This window comes from Bartonella sp. CM120XJJH, from assembly GCF_042194715.1.
Taxonomy (GTDB): Bacteria; Pseudomonadota; Alphaproteobacteria; order Rhizobiales; family Rhizobiaceae; genus Bartonella.
The window spans coordinates 97,622-114,412 of sequence record NZ_JBHINE010000004.1; the positions used below are offsets into that span (position 1 = coordinate 97,622).

14 protein-coding genes and 1 other RNA gene are annotated in these 16,791 nt (G+C 36.5%); 7 read left to right on the forward strand and 8 right to left on the reverse strand.

The annotated features are described in order from the left end of the window. Window positions 1-28 precede the first annotated feature (28 nt). From recR to ACFIKU_RS03080, 7 genes are all read right to left on the reverse strand, one after another. Complete coding sequence (recR, locus tag ACFIKU_RS03050) at window positions 29-634, reverse strand: recombination mediator RecR (protein WP_375656644.1); 606 nt, start codon at window positions 632-634, stop codon at window positions 29-31. A 29-nt stretch (window positions 635-663) separates the two neighbouring features. After that, window positions 664-987 (reverse strand): YbaB/EbfC family nucleoid-associated protein, encoded by a 324-nt coding sequence (locus ACFIKU_RS03055; protein WP_375656645.1) that lies wholly within the window; start codon window positions 985-987, stop codon window positions 664-666. A gap of 14 nt (window positions 988-1,001) precedes the next feature. Next, the gene (locus tag ACFIKU_RS03060; RefSeq protein WP_375656646.1) at window positions 1,002-2,930 is read right to left on the reverse strand and encodes a DNA polymerase III subunit gamma/tau; all 1,929 of its coding nucleotides are present in this window, start codon (window positions 2,928-2,930) and stop codon (window positions 1,002-1,004) included. A gap of 222 nt (window positions 2,931-3,152) precedes the next feature. Further along, window positions 3,153-3,250, reverse strand: an RNA gene (ffs, locus tag ACFIKU_RS03065) — signal recognition particle sRNA small type. Between the two features lie 1,602 nt (window positions 3,251-4,852). Continuing rightward, the gene (locus ACFIKU_RS03070) at window positions 4,853-5,260 is read right to left on the reverse strand and encodes a hypothetical protein (RefSeq protein ID WP_375656647.1); all 408 of its coding nucleotides are present in this window, start codon (window positions 5,258-5,260) and stop codon (window positions 4,853-4,855) included. 537 nt (window positions 5,261-5,797) lie between these two features. After that, the gene (locus ACFIKU_RS03075; protein ID WP_375656648.1) at window positions 5,798-6,661 is read right to left on the reverse strand and encodes a prephenate dehydratase; all 864 of its coding nucleotides are present in this window, start codon (window positions 6,659-6,661) and stop codon (window positions 5,798-5,800) included. Next, entirely contained in the window at window positions 6,658-7,389 is a 732-nt protein-coding gene (locus tag ACFIKU_RS03080) for a 3-deoxy-manno-octulosonate cytidylyltransferase (RefSeq protein WP_375656649.1), read from the reverse strand. Before ACFIKU_RS03080 ends, ACFIKU_RS03075 begins: the two co-directional genes overlap by 4 nt. A gap of 104 nt (window positions 7,390-7,493) precedes the next feature. Between ACFIKU_RS03080 and ACFIKU_RS03085 the strand changes: the two genes are divergently transcribed. Beyond that, a complete protein-coding gene (locus tag ACFIKU_RS03085; protein WP_375641603.1) occupies window positions 7,494-8,057 on the forward strand; it encodes a c-type cytochrome in 564 nt (187 codons plus the stop codon). Window positions 8,058-9,002: 945 nt separating this feature from the next. Here ACFIKU_RS03085 and ACFIKU_RS03090 read toward each other — a convergent pair. Then, complete coding sequence (locus ACFIKU_RS03090) at window positions 9,003-9,758, reverse strand: molybdopterin-synthase adenylyltransferase MoeB (RefSeq protein ID WP_375641602.1); 756 nt, start codon at window positions 9,756-9,758, stop codon at window positions 9,003-9,005. An 87-nt stretch (window positions 9,759-9,845) separates the two neighbouring features. On the opposite strand from ACFIKU_RS03090, the gene gshB reads away from it, so the two are divergent. The 6 genes from gshB to phoU all read left to right on the forward strand — a co-directional run bounded on the left by gshB (window position 9,846) and on the right by phoU (window position 16,349). Further along, window positions 9,846-10,784 carry a glutathione synthase gene (gene gshB / locus ACFIKU_RS03095; protein ID WP_375641601.1) on the forward strand — a complete coding sequence of 313 codons (939 nt, stop codon included), beginning with the start codon at window positions 9,846-9,848 and terminating at the stop codon, window positions 10,782-10,784. A gap of 143 nt (window positions 10,785-10,927) precedes the next feature. Continuing rightward, the gene (locus tag ACFIKU_RS03100; protein WP_375641600.1) at window positions 10,928-11,974 is read left to right on the forward strand and encodes a PstS family phosphate ABC transporter substrate-binding protein; all 1,047 of its coding nucleotides are present in this window, start codon (window positions 10,928-10,930) and stop codon (window positions 11,972-11,974) included. A 75-nt stretch (window positions 11,975-12,049) separates the two neighbouring features. Continuing rightward, window positions 12,050-13,510, forward strand: coding sequence for a phosphate ABC transporter permease subunit PstC (pstC, locus tag ACFIKU_RS03105; RefSeq protein WP_375656650.1), 1,461 nt, complete (start codon window positions 12,050-12,052; stop codon window positions 13,508-13,510). Beyond that, window positions 13,507-14,796: a phosphate ABC transporter permease PstA gene (gene pstA / locus ACFIKU_RS03110; protein ID WP_375641598.1), complete on the forward strand. Its 1,290-nt coding sequence runs from the start codon at window positions 13,507-13,509 to the stop codon at window positions 14,794-14,796. Before pstC ends, pstA begins: the two co-directional genes overlap by 4 nt. Before the next feature lie 50 nt (window positions 14,797-14,846). Continuing rightward, window positions 14,847-15,605 (forward strand): phosphate ABC transporter ATP-binding protein PstB, encoded by a 759-nt coding sequence (gene pstB / locus ACFIKU_RS03115; protein WP_375625677.1) that lies wholly within the window; start codon window positions 14,847-14,849, stop codon window positions 15,603-15,605. Window positions 15,606-15,626: 21 nt separating this feature from the next. After that, entirely contained in the window at window positions 15,627-16,349 is a 723-nt protein-coding gene (gene phoU / locus ACFIKU_RS03120) for a phosphate signaling complex protein PhoU (RefSeq protein WP_375656651.1), read from the forward strand. Window positions 16,350-16,791 lie beyond the last annotated feature (442 nt).

Here is a 16,791-nt window from a genome sequence, read left to right on the forward strand (position 1 = left end):
AAGAGCTAAAGGTTAAGAAGAAAAAGTGTTAAAGATTTGTTCGTGCTTGTACAGCAGCTGCTAAAGTTCCATCATCAAGATAATCAAGTTCGCCTCCTACAGGAACACCATGAGCAAGTCGCGTAATTTTAACTGAAAAATTGGAAAGCTGATCGGTGATATAGTGAGCAGTTGTTTGACCTTCGACGGTTGCATTGACAGCAAGAATAATTTCCGTAATGGGGTTTTGTACAACACGTTGTATTAAGGTGGCAATGTTGAGTTCGTCAGGACCTATTCCATCTAAGGGGGAGAGTCGTCCACCCAATACATGGTAACGTGCGGCTAAAGTTTTTGCACGCTCAAGAGCCCACAAATCAGCAATATCCTCAACAACAATAATTGTTGTATCATCGCGGCGAGGATCTGTACAAATTGAACAAGGATCAATGGTATCGACATTTCCACAAACAGAACAAATGCCGACTTTTTCTATAGCTGCTTGTATAGCTGCTCCTAAAGGCTCCAGCAATGTCTCTTTTTTTTTGATAAGATGAAGCGCAGCACGACGCGCTGAACGTGGACCAAGACCTGGTATACGTGATAAAATCTGAATGAGACGTTCAATCTCAGGTCCTGCAATGTATTTAGACATATTTTTGTCCCACGGAAAAATCCGTTTCATTAAAATGGAAGCTTTAAACCTGATGGGAGCGGTAGTCCTGCCGTTATACTTTTGGTTTTTTCTTCTATTGCGACTTCGATTTTTGTTCTGGCTTCATTATAAGCTGCCATAATGAGATCTTCAAGAATTTCAGCTTCCTCAGGTTTGAGTAATGAAGGATCAATTTGAATTGCTGTTATAATATTTTTGCCACTTAAAGTGATATTGACGAGACCACCCCCTGCGGTACCGGTAGCTTGCAGATTAGCTATTTCGTCCTGAATCTTCTGCATTTTTTCTTGCATTTCTTTGGCTTTTTTCATCATGCTCATCATTTCACGCATAGGAATAGGTATCCTTATTCATCATTGATATCATTTTTATTTTTAAAAACATCAGCATTTTTAGAGGTATTGGGGAGTAAATCAAGATCATTTTCTTCTTTATTGAGTCGAATATCGACAATTTTTGCTTCTGGGAAATGGTTGAGGATTTTCGCGATATCAGGATCTGTTTCTGCATTGGAAAAAAGAGTCTTTTGAATCGCTATACTTTCCTCCTGTAAGGTTGGTCCACCTCCTTCATTAACAAAAGTTATCGTCCAGCGTTTCTCAGTCCATTGAGATATCTTTTTTTCTATATCATGAGCAAGAAATTGTGGGGTATTTTCAGAAAGTCTTAAGGTAATATGCCCAGCTTCAAAAGAAACAGGATGAATAAATTCTTTAACAAGGAGTTTGAAAGGAGTGTCATTATGCTGTTCGGCTAATTGAACAATATCGTGCAAAGAATTAATCACTAGAGTTTTAGGTTGAGTAATCTTTTCTGTTGTTTGCGTGACAGCATGCGATAAATTTGCAATCTTTTCAGAAAGATCAATAGATTGAGAAGTTTCAAGACTTTCTGCTACTTCTTGGGCTTTTGTGTTGTCAGGCGTTTTATTTTTAACAAATTTCTCTGATTGTAAGGAATGATCTAATTGGTTTTTTAAATCTGATTGATCTGGTAATGTATTTGAAATGCTCGAGGAAGCATGGGCTTCGACCATTGTTTCTTTTGTTATATTATTTGCATTTGTAGATTCTTGATGAGAAGAGTTTTTAACCAGTGTGAGAGGTGTTTTTTCTTGTGAAAGCTTTTTTAAAGCTTCATCAAGAGTTGGTAAGTCAGCTGTGTGAGAAAGACGAATTAAAAGCATTTCAGCGGCTTGAAGCGGGCGTGAAGTTTGATTAACTTCCTGTAAACCTTTGAGTAACATTTGCCAGTTTCGGGATAAAACAGGAACGGAAAGTTTTTTTGAAAAGTTTAAGCTTCTTAAACGTTGTTCTTCAGTCAGTGAGAAATCTTCCACTATTTCTGGTGTAAAACGTAAACGTGTAACCAGATGATTAAAATCGGCTAGTTCTGTCAATACAGTAAGAGGATCAGCACCTGCCTCATATTGACTGCGTAATTCATGTAATGCATTGACAACATCGCCCTTCATGATAAATTCAAAAAGATCAATAATACGTGCTTGATCCGCTAATCCTAACATTGTACGCACCGCAATGGCATTGACATTGCCATTGCTATGGGCGATCGCTTGATCAAAAATGGATAATGCATCACGTGCAGATCCTTCTGCAGCACGGGCAATCATAGAGAGTGCTTGATCTTCTACTTCTACCTTTTCATATTTCGCAATTTGGTGCAAATGTGCACTTAAAGTTTTTGATTCAATCCGTCGCAAATCAAAACGTTGGCAACGCGAAAGGATTGTAATAGGAACTTTGCGAATTTCTGTTGTGGCAAAAATAAATTTCACATGGGATGGTGGTTCTTCAAGAGTTTTCAATAAACCATTAAAGGCTTGTGTTGAGAGCATATGTACTTCATCGATAATATAAACCTTATAACGTGCAGAAACAGGACGATAGCGTATTTGTTCAATAATTTCACGAATATCATCAATGCCCGTATGAGAAGCGGCATCCATTTCTATAACATCAATATGGCGTCCTTCGATAATTTGTGTGCAATGTTCACCAAGAGAGTCCAATACGGTTGTTGGTTGGTCGATATCTTTTGTTTTATAATTAAGCGCGCGTGCCAAAATACGTGCTGTTGTGGTTTTACCTACGCCACGAATCCCTGTTAACATCCACGCCTGTGCAATACGACCTTTTTCGAAGGCGTTGGTGAGAGTACGCACCATAGCTTCCTGACCAATGAGGTCAGAGAAGTTTTGAGGTCGATATTTACGAGCAAGAACACGATAGGCTGTTTCTACCGGTACATTTTCCATGAATATTTCCAACTTCGAAGTTTTTTATGCGTACATTTTGATATACAAAAGCATAGATCAATACTGTAGTCTCATATAAAAGGATTTTTTCTTAATCAAATTATTTATAGGATAATTTGTTTAAAAATAATCAAACCCCTTCATTTTCTGCATACAAATGCCGCTCTGAAGATTAAAAATACCTCGCTAAAAGACAGCATAAAAAATAATTTCTTCAGCAAAATAGGAGGCTGGAACGATGACCCGTACCAGAACTCGTTGGGGCTGCTTCTTTCCAGACCTGACCCAGTTGGCGAGTAGTTCGTCCACCACCAACCTCCCAAGTTCATATTGTCGATTTGGAATGAAAAATCAAGCTCAGAAACGAAAAATATCCTAAGAACGATGAAGAATTTTCTTTTGTGTTTAATTTATTGACATATAAACAACAAAGAGACTGTGGATTTATCAGTTTTCATAACAGTAGCTCTTTATATTTATTTGGTATGAAAATATTTTTTCGCTTAGGATAATTTGAATGTATAATTATTTTCATTCGCTGAAATATGTAAGAGTTTTAAGGTAGATACGTTTGTTCTAAAACTTACGAAATTGAACCATCAAAAATTTACAACAGTCAAAGAAGCAAATAAAGCAGATAGAGCATGTAATTGGCTAACATTCGAAAATTAGGGGGGAGAGTGCTATTTAAATAATTATAAATATAGCTTTAATGGTGTTGCTTCTCTCACAAAAAAACAGAACATCTCAAACAGAATAACTTAATGTTGTACATTCACAGGCTTTTTAAAGAGCTATTGCTCAATACTCTATTTCAAACCCCGCTCGTAATAGTATACATGGTTTCTTTGAGGTATAAATCCCTTCCATTGAGGTATAAATCCATTGTGCACTACTCTCTTTACACTTAATAAAAGCATGCATTTGAGCCCTCATACTATTTAACAAATCCCAATGTTGCGATCCCTTGCACCTGAGAGGCTTTATAAGAAGCATTTTTATTCCTTTTTTTTAATTGTTTTTACTCACACACCACTCCCATTTGTAACTTTCAAGGAAACGATTTTAATTGATTTAATATGAAGATTTAAGCTAGGAGGATCTTACTTTATTTGCGGTTGTAATTCAGTATCAAAAAATCAAAGTCTTATAATGATAAGTCAATATCTTAAATATCTTATAAGGTCAGCACCTCATTTCTATAATGAATGAGAATATCAAATACGTAATATTTTTTCTTTTAACATATACGAATATAAATACTGAGTAGATGTTATCACTCTTTTTTTGAGTGCTTGTTCTTTTAATTAAAAAGCATTGATATTCATCACAAGACGAATCAATATATAAATTTTCATTATTTGAGAAAAGATTTCATATATTTTTCAAGGGGCTGTACTCATGCAAGAGAAGAGGCGACATTAAACGCTATAGAAATAAGGCGGTGCTAATTTTATAAGCATAAAAAGGTTCTTATTCTATATAAACGACATTTTATATTTTCAAATAATTATATCCTTTAACAAGGAGGGAAAAGCAAGATGAATTTTTACAAAAGCTGAATGAGTATGATCTATAATGCATCTATAATGCATCTATAGAGCAAATTTTACTTTTCTGTTTATCTAAGTGATTTGGGCACGATGTGCTTTATAGTGCTAAAATGAAGCAATTGTGAAGATAAAAGTTTTATTATTTTAAAAATAGCTCTGATAGTAGAAAATACAGAGCAATTGAATTTTAGTCTTTTAGTTTTTGCAAAAGTCCTTCAATACCTAATGTTCTGAGCAGCTTAAGGTTCTTCCATATTAGTATAAAACACCTCTTCAGCGATTAGTTTTAATAGCCTATCATGCCGTATTTTGAAAAAACGCCTGAAAAAAGAATAACTCTACTCAAGTTTAGATGTTATAGAAATATTATTAATCATAATCTCCTGTGTCACAATTTGTTCCAACAACTTTTTTCTTCGTAATATTTTTAAAAATATAATGTCCTGACGAAGGAAAACTTATGTGAAGAGATTTTATATTTTTTAGTGTAAAGACCTTCTTTTCTTTATCATGGGTTATTTTCTTTTCATCATCAACAACAATTCTCAATTTGTTTAGATCAGAAGGAGTAGAGTACGATAAAGTGAAGGATACTTTATTCGGTTTAAAGGTACTACAAGAGTATTCAACTCCTTGATGGACAATATCGGATGGGGTTATCACAACACTTTCATCCAGCGAAAAATTCCACTTTTTCTCACCAAAGCCAGCAAATGCAACACTAGAGTAGGCGAGAATATTTGCGGCTAATAATCCTTGCGCGAAGATTTTTTTCATTATCCTTTCCTTTTTTCTAAAGTGAGATGAATCATAAATCAGTTTTTATAAAAATGAAAGTTCAAACTTAATGCTAAAAGCAGGACTAAGTTGCATTTTCTAGCTTTAAACCATGTTCAGAATGATATCAGTCTAAGAGATTTGAATGCTCTATTATGTATAATAATTTGAATTGTTTTGAGAGCCAATTTAGAAATTCGTTATCTTTATTGGAATAAATTATCAGAGGAAATGACTTTTCTCAAGAAGCTCCCTTTAATATATAAAGGGAAATAGACGGTACAAGCGTCTTTATTTTGGGTTACTGTGTTTTTTACATTTGTTTTGATGCAAGTTGAATTGCTTTTTATCATGATATAATTTGTGAAAAAATATTATGAAAATAATTTATATATTCTGTTACGAGCTGTTTTTTCTTCTTCAGTGTTTATGAAGGGTGTTGAGTAGAAAAAACGAGCTCTTCCAAGATGCGTCGCATCATGAAATTTTTACGATGCTCTTTGATATCAGCAAAGAATGATGGCAGTTTAATTGCTTTTATATATACGATGTTCGATCGTTTTGTGCTGGATAAGTACCGATAATACGCAGTTCTGCAGAAAAGAAAGATAATTCTTCTAAGGCAAGTTTCATCATCGGGTCTTCAGGATGTCCTTCAATATCAACAAAAAATTGTGTTGCGTTGAAATTTCCACCAATTTGATAGCTTTCTAATTTTGTCATATTGATACCATTCGTTGCAAATCCTCCCATAGCTTTATAGAGAGCAGCGGGAACATTGCGCACTCGAAAAAGAAGACTGGTGATGATTTTTTCGCCATTTTGAGGTTTGGGAACATGTCGTTTGGAGCGTGAGAGGATGACAAAACGGGTAATATTATGAGGGTTATCTTCAACATCTCTTTCAAGAATATCAAGTCCATAGAGTTCTGCTGCGATCAGAGGAGCTAAGGCAGCCTGTGAACGTTTAGCATTTTTTTTAATAAATTTTGCAGCTCCAGCAGTGTCTGTAGAAACAACAGGTTTCCAACCGTTGTTTCGTATGATTTTTCGGCATTGTGCAAGGGCATGCGTATGGCTGTGGACGGTTTTAATTTCGTCATATGTAACGCCTGGCAAAACCATTAATTGAAAATGGATAGGTAAAAAATATTCATCAATAATATAAAGAGATGATTGCGGTAAAAGATGATGAATGTCTGCAACGCGTCCCGCAAGAGTATTTTCAATAGGAATCATAGCAAGATCAGCTTGGCCACTTTCCACTAAATTAAGGGCGTCTTCAAAAGTAGCAGAGGGAACAGCATCCATATTGGGGAACATATTGGAGCAAGCAATATGGGAATTAGCGCCGTATTCTCCTTGGAAAGAAATTTTATTGGTTTTTTGAAGTATTTTCATGCTAAAATCTCACGAACTCTATTGAGATCATGTTGTGTGTCTACGCCTAAGGGAATTGTATCGACTATTTCCACATCGATACGCATATTGTTTTCTAATGCACGTAATTGTTCAAGTTTTTCACGCATCTCAAGTGTAGAGGGTTTGAATGATACAAATTTCTCAAGTGCTTCGCGCCGATAAGCGTATATTCCAATATGATGATAAAGAGGACCATCTCCATAAGGTGCTGTGGTGCGCGTAAAATAAAGAGCACGAAGGCGATTTTGAGAAAGCGGTGTACCAACGATTTTGACGATATTGGGATCTCTTTTTTCATTTTCTTCAATGATTTGAGCACCCAAGGTTGCAATATCAGTAAAGCTATTTTCTAAAGGGCGTAAAGCATGAATGATTTCACAAGGCATTATTGTTGGTAAGTCACCTTGTATATTTAAAATGGTATTATAACGTTGTTTCGGATCAATACGCATTAAAGCTTCATAAATACGATCAGATCCAGATTTATGATCGCCTTGTGTTATGATACATTCATGCCCATAATCTGCAACAGCTTTAGCGATATCATTATGATCTGTTGCAACGATTGTACGCCCTATTGCAGCTTTTTTGGCTTGTTCTGCGACATGAACAATCATCGGTTTTCCGCCAATTTCAGCGAGAGCTTTTTGAGGAAGACGGGTTGAGCCTATACGGGCAGGAATAAGAATAATTGGTTCAAGAGTCATTGTAAGATTCCAAATGTCATCTGTGATGCATTTATGATGTTGTGTGTTATAAAGAAAAAGCTTAAACTAAAAATGGTAATGAAACCGTGAATATTTGAGTTTTTATGAATCGCCTGAGATTTATTTATTTTATTTGTGCTTGTTTATGTGTACTGGTCATTATTGTGGGGATTTTCACACTCAGCAATATCATTTACGACCATCCTACATCAGTCCAATATTATCATACAATTGCCAAGAATGATACATTTAAAGAAAAACAAAAAGCACCTGATGTTTCCCTATCACTAAACAGCCGTCTTCAACAAGGAAATTTTGAAAATGGCCGTAAAATTTTTCGCCAATGTGCCATATGCCATACTTCTGGACGCAATGAAGCAGGGCGTGTTGGTCCAGTTCTTTGGGAGATTGTTAACCGCCCTTTGGCATCAGCAGCAGGTTTTGCTTATTCACGGGCATTGCGTGCTCATTCTGATCAAAAATGGGATTTTGTAACGTTAGATCGTTATTTACATTCTCCACGTGAAGCTTTTCCTGGGACCATTATGTCTTTTCGTGGAATTAAAAATGACCAAGATCGTGCCGATCTTTTGCTTTATTTACGCAGTTTATCCGATCATCCCGTTCCTTTACCAATGGATAATAATAAAGCGAAAGAGCCAAATTAACTTATACCATAGATGTTAATTTTAGAAAGAAGTCTGATTTTTTTGTAATTTTAGTTTTACGGTTATCAAAAGAGCTCTTATTGATGTTGTGTTAGGGAAACGCCCCTCGCGCAAAACAGAACACATTTAACGTTGCATATTTACGCGCTTGTTTTAAAGAGATCTTTTATAAAAATGTACTCCTTACGCTATCATCTGCAGATTGGTTTTTAAGATTTGTTTGCTTCACTTTTTCTACATATGATTGTCTGTGAAATTATTGTTGAAGGATTATCAATTCATGAGCCGCAGCTTTCTGTTTCTGAACGCAATAATTATGTAATTAAAGCGCTCTGAGGTTTATCTTAATCCTTCTCTATACACCATGTATTTTTCTTATGAAAAGAGACAATTAATTGTTCTTATACGTGCAATAATCCTAAGCTGCATTTTACGATGCTTGATGAATAGACGTTTTCTCTTGAGATTAGAGGTGTAAGTACGAATCATTGACCTTTTATAGTATCGATCACTAAAATATGACTTAGATTATTTATTTATAGGTTATGGGATTATTTATTTGTAGGTTATGGTTTTAAGTAAGCACTTTCATGTGAGGCAATTTTTATGTGTGAATAGTAAAATAGTTGAATAGAGTTCTGCTGATTGTATTTTTATCTACTTCGAAAATTTTTTACACAAGAATACTGATAGCAGCTAAGTTTGCACGAGTCTCTGTCCATTTATAGACGATGACATGAAATTATGCTGATAATTCATTATAGAGAATTATTTTTTCACAAACGGTTTTCCATATTTGTGATAAATAATTTTCATTGGTTACAGTGTTTCGATGACTTACGATAAAATATTATTATTTCAATACATATTGCAAGAGTGCCAAAATTATTAGGAGAGGGGACATAATCATGATTCTCCAGGCTTCTTAATAACTATGGCATTTCTTTAATAATTTGAGCGTTTATAAGTAATAATATTAAATTGCGCTAATAATCCATTATAGAGAAGAATTTTTCCTACTAATGGCTCTCCGATGTTTGTGATCATTTTAATAACTTCCATTGCTTGTAGGGTTCCAATAACACCAGGTAAAACACCGATGATTCCAGTTTCAGCGCATGTTGGGATAGTTCCGTGAGCCGGAGGGGTGGGAAATAAGTCGCGATAGTGAGGATTATTGTCTTTATACGGCATAAGGACGGTTAATGAGCCATTAAAACGTTCTACAGCACCACTTATTAAAGGTTTTTTGCATTGGGCAGCGTGATCAGCAAGAAGATAGCGTGTCGTAAAATTATCACTTCCATCAACAATGATGTGGTAAGCATTGAGCAGTTTATCCACATTACTTTTATCTAAGCGTAGAGTGTGTTTTTCAACTACAACATGGGGATTTATTGCTTTTATAGTGGTTTCAGCACTGTCTGTTTTGCTTTTGTTTATTGCATTTGTTTTATGAATAACTTGGCGTTGTAAATTGGAAAGTGAAACGATGTCGTTATCGACAATTCCAAGGGTTCCAACCCCTGCGGCAGCCAAATAGATTAAGACAGGAGTACCAAGACCACCAGCGCCTACAACAAGAACACGTGCTTTTTTTAGCTTTTGTTGCCCTGCACCACCAATTTCAGGCAAAATGATGTGGCGTGCATAGCGTTCGATTTCTTTGTTGTTTAATTTTATATCTGTTTCTTGTGTCATAAATTTTCTCTTGTCATAGTTCTTTTATTGTTTACTAAGTTTATGGTGCATAGACTAGTCTGCTTTTAGGATAGGGAGGATTTATTTATGAAAATTGCCATTCAAATGGATCATATTTCAACAGTTCGGATTCAAGGAGATACGACATTTGCACTCGCTTTAGCAGCACAAGAACGTGGACACTCTCTCTTCCATTATACACCAGATCGTTTATCTCTATACGATGGTTGTGTGATTGCACGACTAGAGCCATTGATTGTACATGATAAAGAGGGAAGCCACTATCAATTAGAAAAGTCTGTTCGCACGGAATTAACAGATATGGATGTGGTTCTTTTACGCCAAGATCCACCTTTTGATCTCAATTATATCACAACGACTCATTTGTTAGAACGTATTCATCCTAAAACACTTGTTGTGAATGATCCAGCATGGGTACGCAACAGTCCAGAAAAAATTTTTGTTACTGAATTTTCCGATCTGATGCCAGAAACATTAATTACCAAAGATATTGAAGAAATAACAGCTTTTAGAGAGACATTTGGCGATATTATTGTTAAACCACTTTATGGAAATGGGGGCGCTGGTATTTTTTATTTAAAACAAGATGATCGCAATTTAGCATCATTGTTGGAAATGTTTGCAGAAATTTATCACGAACCTTTTATTGTTCAGCGCTATTTAGAGGCAGTACGAAAAGGAGATAAAAGGATTATTTTGCTTGATGGTATACCTGTTGGAGCTATCAATCGAATTCCGACAGAAACAGATGTGCGCTCTAATATGCATGTTGGAGGTCGTGCGGAAAATGTTGAGTTAACAAAACGTGATTATGAGATTTGTGAACGCATTGGTCCAGCCTTAAAGGAACGTGGTCTTCTTTTTGTGGGGATTGATGTGATCGGAGATTATATAACAGAAATTAATGTGACATCTCCTACGGGAATTCGTGAAATTAAACGCTTCTGCGGTACAGATGTTGCTCATTTGTTTTGGGATGTTATTGAGTTCAAGTGTTCAAATTAATTTATTTGACAGAGGACCAAAACATGGTTTTAAAAAAATGATCCATGTTGCTTTTTTATATTTGTTATGTTGCAAATGTGAACTACAATGACTGTATGATATGAATTAAGAGGCTTTGTCCTCAATTTTTAGGGAGTTTATAGATGAACAGAGTATTATCAATTGGAGTGGGATTGATTTTTGCGCTACTGCTGTCAGCAAATGGAGGCAATGCGCGCGATCAAATACAGATTACTGGTTCATCTACAGTTTTACCTTATCAAAAGATTGTTGCTGAGACATTTGGAGAAATTTATCCCAATTTTAAGGTTCCTGTTATCGAATCGGGTGGAACAGGAGCTGGTATTAAGGAATTCTGCCGTGGTATTGGGGAGAACACCGTTGATATTGTTAATGCTTCGCGAGCAATGAAACCGAGTGAATTACAGTCTTGTTTTGATGCTGGTGTAAAAGATGTTGAGGAAATACGTATTGGGTATGATGGCATTGTTTTTGCAACAGATATTAAGGGTCCTGATTGGAAATTACAGCCAGTAGATGTTTATAAAGCCCTTGCTGCTCGAATTATTATAGACGGAAAATTGCAACCAAATAATGTTTTGAAATGGAGTGCAGTTAATAGTGATCTTCCTAATTGGACGATAGCAGCGTATATTCCTGGAGAGAAGCATGGGACGCGTGAAGTTTTTGAGGAAAAATTACTTACTGAAGGGTGTAAAGAGAGTGGGGCAGTTGAGGTGATGAAGTCTTTAGGAATGGATGATAAGGAGATACACACTGCTTGTATTGCGGTACGTAAGGATGGAAAAGCGGTTGATATTGATGGTGATTATTCTGAAACATTTGCGCGTCTAACTTCTAATAAAACAGGGGTTGGTATTTTTGGTTTGTCTTTTTATCAAAATAATGCTGATAAGCTAAAGGTTGCCGATATTAACGGTTTTGCGCCAACAGTTGAGACGATTTCTAGTGGACAATATCCAGTTTCTCGTCCGCTTTTTTTCTATATTAAGAAAGCACATTTAGGTATTGTTTCAGGTTTGCGAGAATATGTTGACTTTTTTCTTTCTGATCAAATGATTGGTCCAGAGGGTCCTTTGGCTGAATATGGTTTGATTGTTTCTCCTGAAAAGGAGCGTCAAGCACAGCGTTCTGATTTTTCTGCTGGTCGAATAATGACATTGAAATAATTTGCAGGGAATAATTTGTTGGATTTCTGGGATAGGAAATTTTGGTGCTATTTTTTATAAAAACTGAAAGATAAAATGCGCATTTCCTTCATTATTTTGCTATTATTGATTTTTGGATTTTGTGGCTTTTGTATTTCTTATATGCGAGCACGCACTCTTGAATATAGACAGCATAAAATGCATTCTCGTGCGTATTATTATGGCTGGTGGACATTTTTGATTACTGTTATTCCAGCTTTTATTTTTTTAATTTTTTGGGATGCTGGGAGTACAATTTATTTAGAATATAATGCCTCTCGAGAACTTGGGGCGTATAGTGCGCATGTAACAGGGCCTGTAAATCACGATCTACTTTGGGAGACACTTCGAAGTCTCGTCAAAAAGATTTATCGCTTTGAGGGGAATCTTTCTACCTCTTCCTATAAGGAAGTGCAGGCACAATTACTCGCGAAGGGATTGATTTTACCTCATGAAGCATCGGATGATGTGTTCAAAATAGCACAGTCGTGGGTATTCTCTTCTGAAAAGCTTAAGTTTATAGGTTATGGCTTCCTTTTTGCTATTGCGTCCTTTGGTTTTATCTGTGGAATGATGCAAATTGCGCCTCATCAACGTGCGCGCAATAAGGTTGAATCTTTTATTATTATTGGATTAATTTGTGCATCTATTGTTGCAGTTTTAACAACAATAGCCATTGCGCTTTCTATGCTTTTTCAGGCAGTAAGCTTTTTTCAGTCTGTATCCTTTTCAAATTTCTTTTTAGGGACAGTTTGGGATCCGCGTTTTTCCGCGAGCGGTTCAAGCGATGAAATAGGACAATTTGGTTTAATACCGCTTCTTGCTGGTACGCTTTATATTGCATTTGTCGCTATGCTTTTTGCTGTACCGATAGGACTATTTTCAGCTCTTTATATGGCTGAGTATGCTTCTGCGCGATTGCGAGCAATTGTAAAACCATTGTTGGAAGTTCTTGCTGGCATCCCAACCATTGTTTATGGTTTTTTTGCTTTAAAGGTTGTCGGACCATTTTTACGTGATCTCTCTGCGTCTCTCTCAGAGGGGGGGGGGGTTATTATGGCACAAAGTGTTTTGACCGCTGGAGTTGTGATGGGAATTATGTTGATACCTTTTGTTTCCTCCTTATCGGATGATGTTATTACGGCTGTACCACGCATTTTACGTGAAGGTTCTTATGGTTTAGGCGCAACGCAATCTGAAACAATTAAAAAAGTTGTTATACCAGCAGCGCTTCCAGGGATTATGGGGGCCATTTTGTTGACGGCATCGCGTGCAATTGGAGAAACAATGATTGTGGTTTTGGCGGCAGGTGTTGCAGCAAACTTAACACTCAATCCTTTCGAAGCAATGACTACGATGACTGTTAAGATTGTTAATCAATTGACCGGTGATTTTGAGTTTAATTCTCCACAAACTCTGGTGGCTTTTGCTTTAGGGATGACGCTCTTTGTTATGACACTTTTGATGAATATTCTAGCTCTTTATATTGTGCGTAAATATCGGGAACAATATGAATGAATGAAGATTTTTTTCCTCGTCGCAATATTAGCCTCAAGCGTCGGTATTGGGCTGAACGTCGTTTTCGCGCCTATGGTTTGATTGCTATTTTTATTGGTTTGTTTTTTTTATTTACGCTTTTATGGTCTATCATTAGTCAAGGCTATACAGCTTTTTTTCAAAGTGAAATGACATTATCGATTTATTTGGATGAAAAGATCATTGATCCAAGTGGTCAACGTAAAACAAAACCGCAAATACTCATGACGGCGAATTATCCACTTCTTGTACGCAATGCTTTAGTAAAGAAACTGAATATAGATCAAAATGATCGAGCCTCTCTTCTGGACATTAATCGTATGTTTTCAAATGGTGTCCGCGTTCAACTGCGTGAAATGGTGACAAAGAATCCAAAACTGATTGGCACAACGCAAAAAATCAAAGTTTTGGCATCTGCGGATATTGATTCTGCTTATAAGGGACAGATTGATTTGCGCGTAGCAGAAAAAAACCGTAAGGTTTCTAATCGACAAGTAGAATGGATAAAGCGTTTAGCGCGTGATGGTACGCTTTATAAAACATTTAATATTGGTTTTTTTACATTTGGCGCTTCAAGTCGTCCTGAGACTGCAGGATTAGGTGTTGCGATCATTGGTTCTCTTTATATGATAGGCATCGTTTTATTAGTTTCACTTCCGATAGGCATAGCAACGGCTCTTTATTTGGAAGAATATGCACGCAAAAATAAATTTACAGATTTTATAGAGGTTAACATCAATAATCTTGCAGCTGTTCCTTCAATTGTGTTTGGTCTTTTAGGACTCTCTTTTTTTGTTAATTTTTTAGGATTACCACGTTCAGCCTCTTTTGTTGGTGGTCTTGTTTTAGCGCTCATGACTCTTCCCACGATCATTATTGCAACACGTTCTGCTTTGCGTGCTGTTCCTCTCTCTATTCGTGCAGCAGCTTTAGGACTGGGAGCATCAAAAACACAAATGATTTTTCATCATGTTGTTCCTTTAGCTGCGCCTGGTATTTTGACAGGCACAATTATTGGAGTCGCACAGGCTTTGGGTGAAACAGCGCCTTTGCTTTTGATTGGAATGGTTGCTTTTGTTGTTAATATTCCTACGACCCCCATGGATCCAGCAACAGCTTTGCCTGTTCAAATTTTTATGTGGGCGGGTGAAGCAGAGCGCGCTTTTGTTGAAAAGACGTCAGGTGCTATTATTGTATTAATGATTTTTCTTGCGATCATGAATGTTTCTGCGGTTTTTTTACGTCGACGATTTGAACGCCGCCAGTAATTTTAATAAACAACAGCTTTGATAAGATTTTTGTAAGGTGAATTTTTGTAATGAAGATTAAAATGCGAGGTCAGGATGTGAAGGTTTCTTATGGAGACAAAGAAGCACTCCATGGTATTACACTTGATATTCCTGAACATCAAGTAACAGCTCTGATTGGTCCATCAGGATGCGGAAAGTCGACTTTTTTGCGTTGTTTTAACCGTATGAATGATACGATTGAAGGCGCTAAAACAACCGGTCTTATTACCTTAGATGGGGAGAATATTTATGACCAGAGGATTGATGTTGTAGAATTGCGCGCTCGTGTTGGAATGGTTTTTCAAAAGCCTAGTCCTTTTCCAAAATCCATATTTGAGAATGTTGCGTATGGTCCACGCATTCATGGTTTAGTTAAAACGCGCTCTGAATTGCATGATGTAGTTGAAAAGAGTTTGAGGCAGGCAGGTTTGTTTGAAGAAGTAAAAGACCGTCTTCATGATCTTGGAACCAGTTTATCAGGGGGGCAACAACAGCGTTTGTGTATTGCGCGTGCTATTGCAGTGAGTCCTGAAGTTATTTTGATGGATGAGCCCTGTTCAGCTCTTGATCCCATTGCGACGGCACGGATTGAAGAGCTTATCGATGCATTACGGCAAAATTATACAATTGTTATCGTAACGCATTCCATGCAACAGGCCGCACGTGTTTCTCAATATACGGCTATGTTTCATTTAGGGCATTTAGTAGAAGTTGGTGCGACGGAAATGATCTTTACCTCACCAAAAGAGCAACGGACGCAAGATTATATTACGGGGCGTTTTGGATAGGTGAATTGAGGAGTGTAAGATATGTCTATGAACCATACTGTCCGTTCTTATGATGCAGAACTAAAATATTTAAAAGCAAGGATTATAGAAATGGGGAGCCATGCAGAAAGGATGATTGAACGTTCTGTCGCATCGATTGTGTGTAGTGATCTTCAACTTGCAACGACAGTGATTGCCGATGATGTGTTTTTAGATGAAGCAGAACGTGACATTGATGAAAAAGCGGTTGCTATTATTTGCAAACGCCAACCGATGGCTGTTGATTTGCGTGAAATTATTGGAGCCATTCGTATTTCTTCTGATCTTGAGCGGATTGGGGATATGGCTAAAAACATTGCTAAAAGGACTGTTGCACTTTCAGAAATACGTCAATCTGCTTCTCTTTATCATGGGCTTGAAACAATTACAGCTTTAGCGCTCAATCAATTAAAAGAAGTCTTAAATGCTTATACGAGTCGCCTATTAGAGCGTGTTGACGCTGTGCGTGAGCGTGATGAGAAGATTGACGCTTTGTATACTTCTCTTTTTCGTGAACTTTTGACGTATATGATGGAAGATATGCGCAATATTACGGCTTGTACGCACTTACTGTTTTGTTTAAAGAATATTGAACGAATTGGTGATCATGTTACGAATATTGCTGAAATGCTGCATTATATCATAACGGGTTACCATATGTCTTCTGATCGTCCTCGCGATGACCTTACTTATAAAGTTGGGGTAGGTGAGAAGAAAATAGATTAAAATTTTTCTTATATATATAAAATCAGTTTGTAGATATATGAGTATTTTCTTACAGTGCAGCTATAGAAAGAATAAGATAACCATCTTATGGAAAAGCACAAAGAAGCAACGAAGAGTTTTTTCAGAGAAGCATGGAAGATTGCTAACTCTTAGTTTGACATATTTGTATATTGGATGATATCATTGCTCACATTTTGGACGGAGGGGAGTTTTCTAGGGGAATTTCCTTTCAGATCATTTTGTTAAAATTTTATATTAAAGGGGATATCTGTATTGTTTTTTTCAATATCGATGCAAAGAGTTTTGGTATCCAAATTTTTTCGTATGTAGAAGAAGTGGATAGTGTTACTTTATTGTCATTGGAATGTGTGGGTTATTATGGCCTATATTGGACCATGAAGAATAACAATATTGATCTGTAAATTAAGAGTTTTTTATTTTT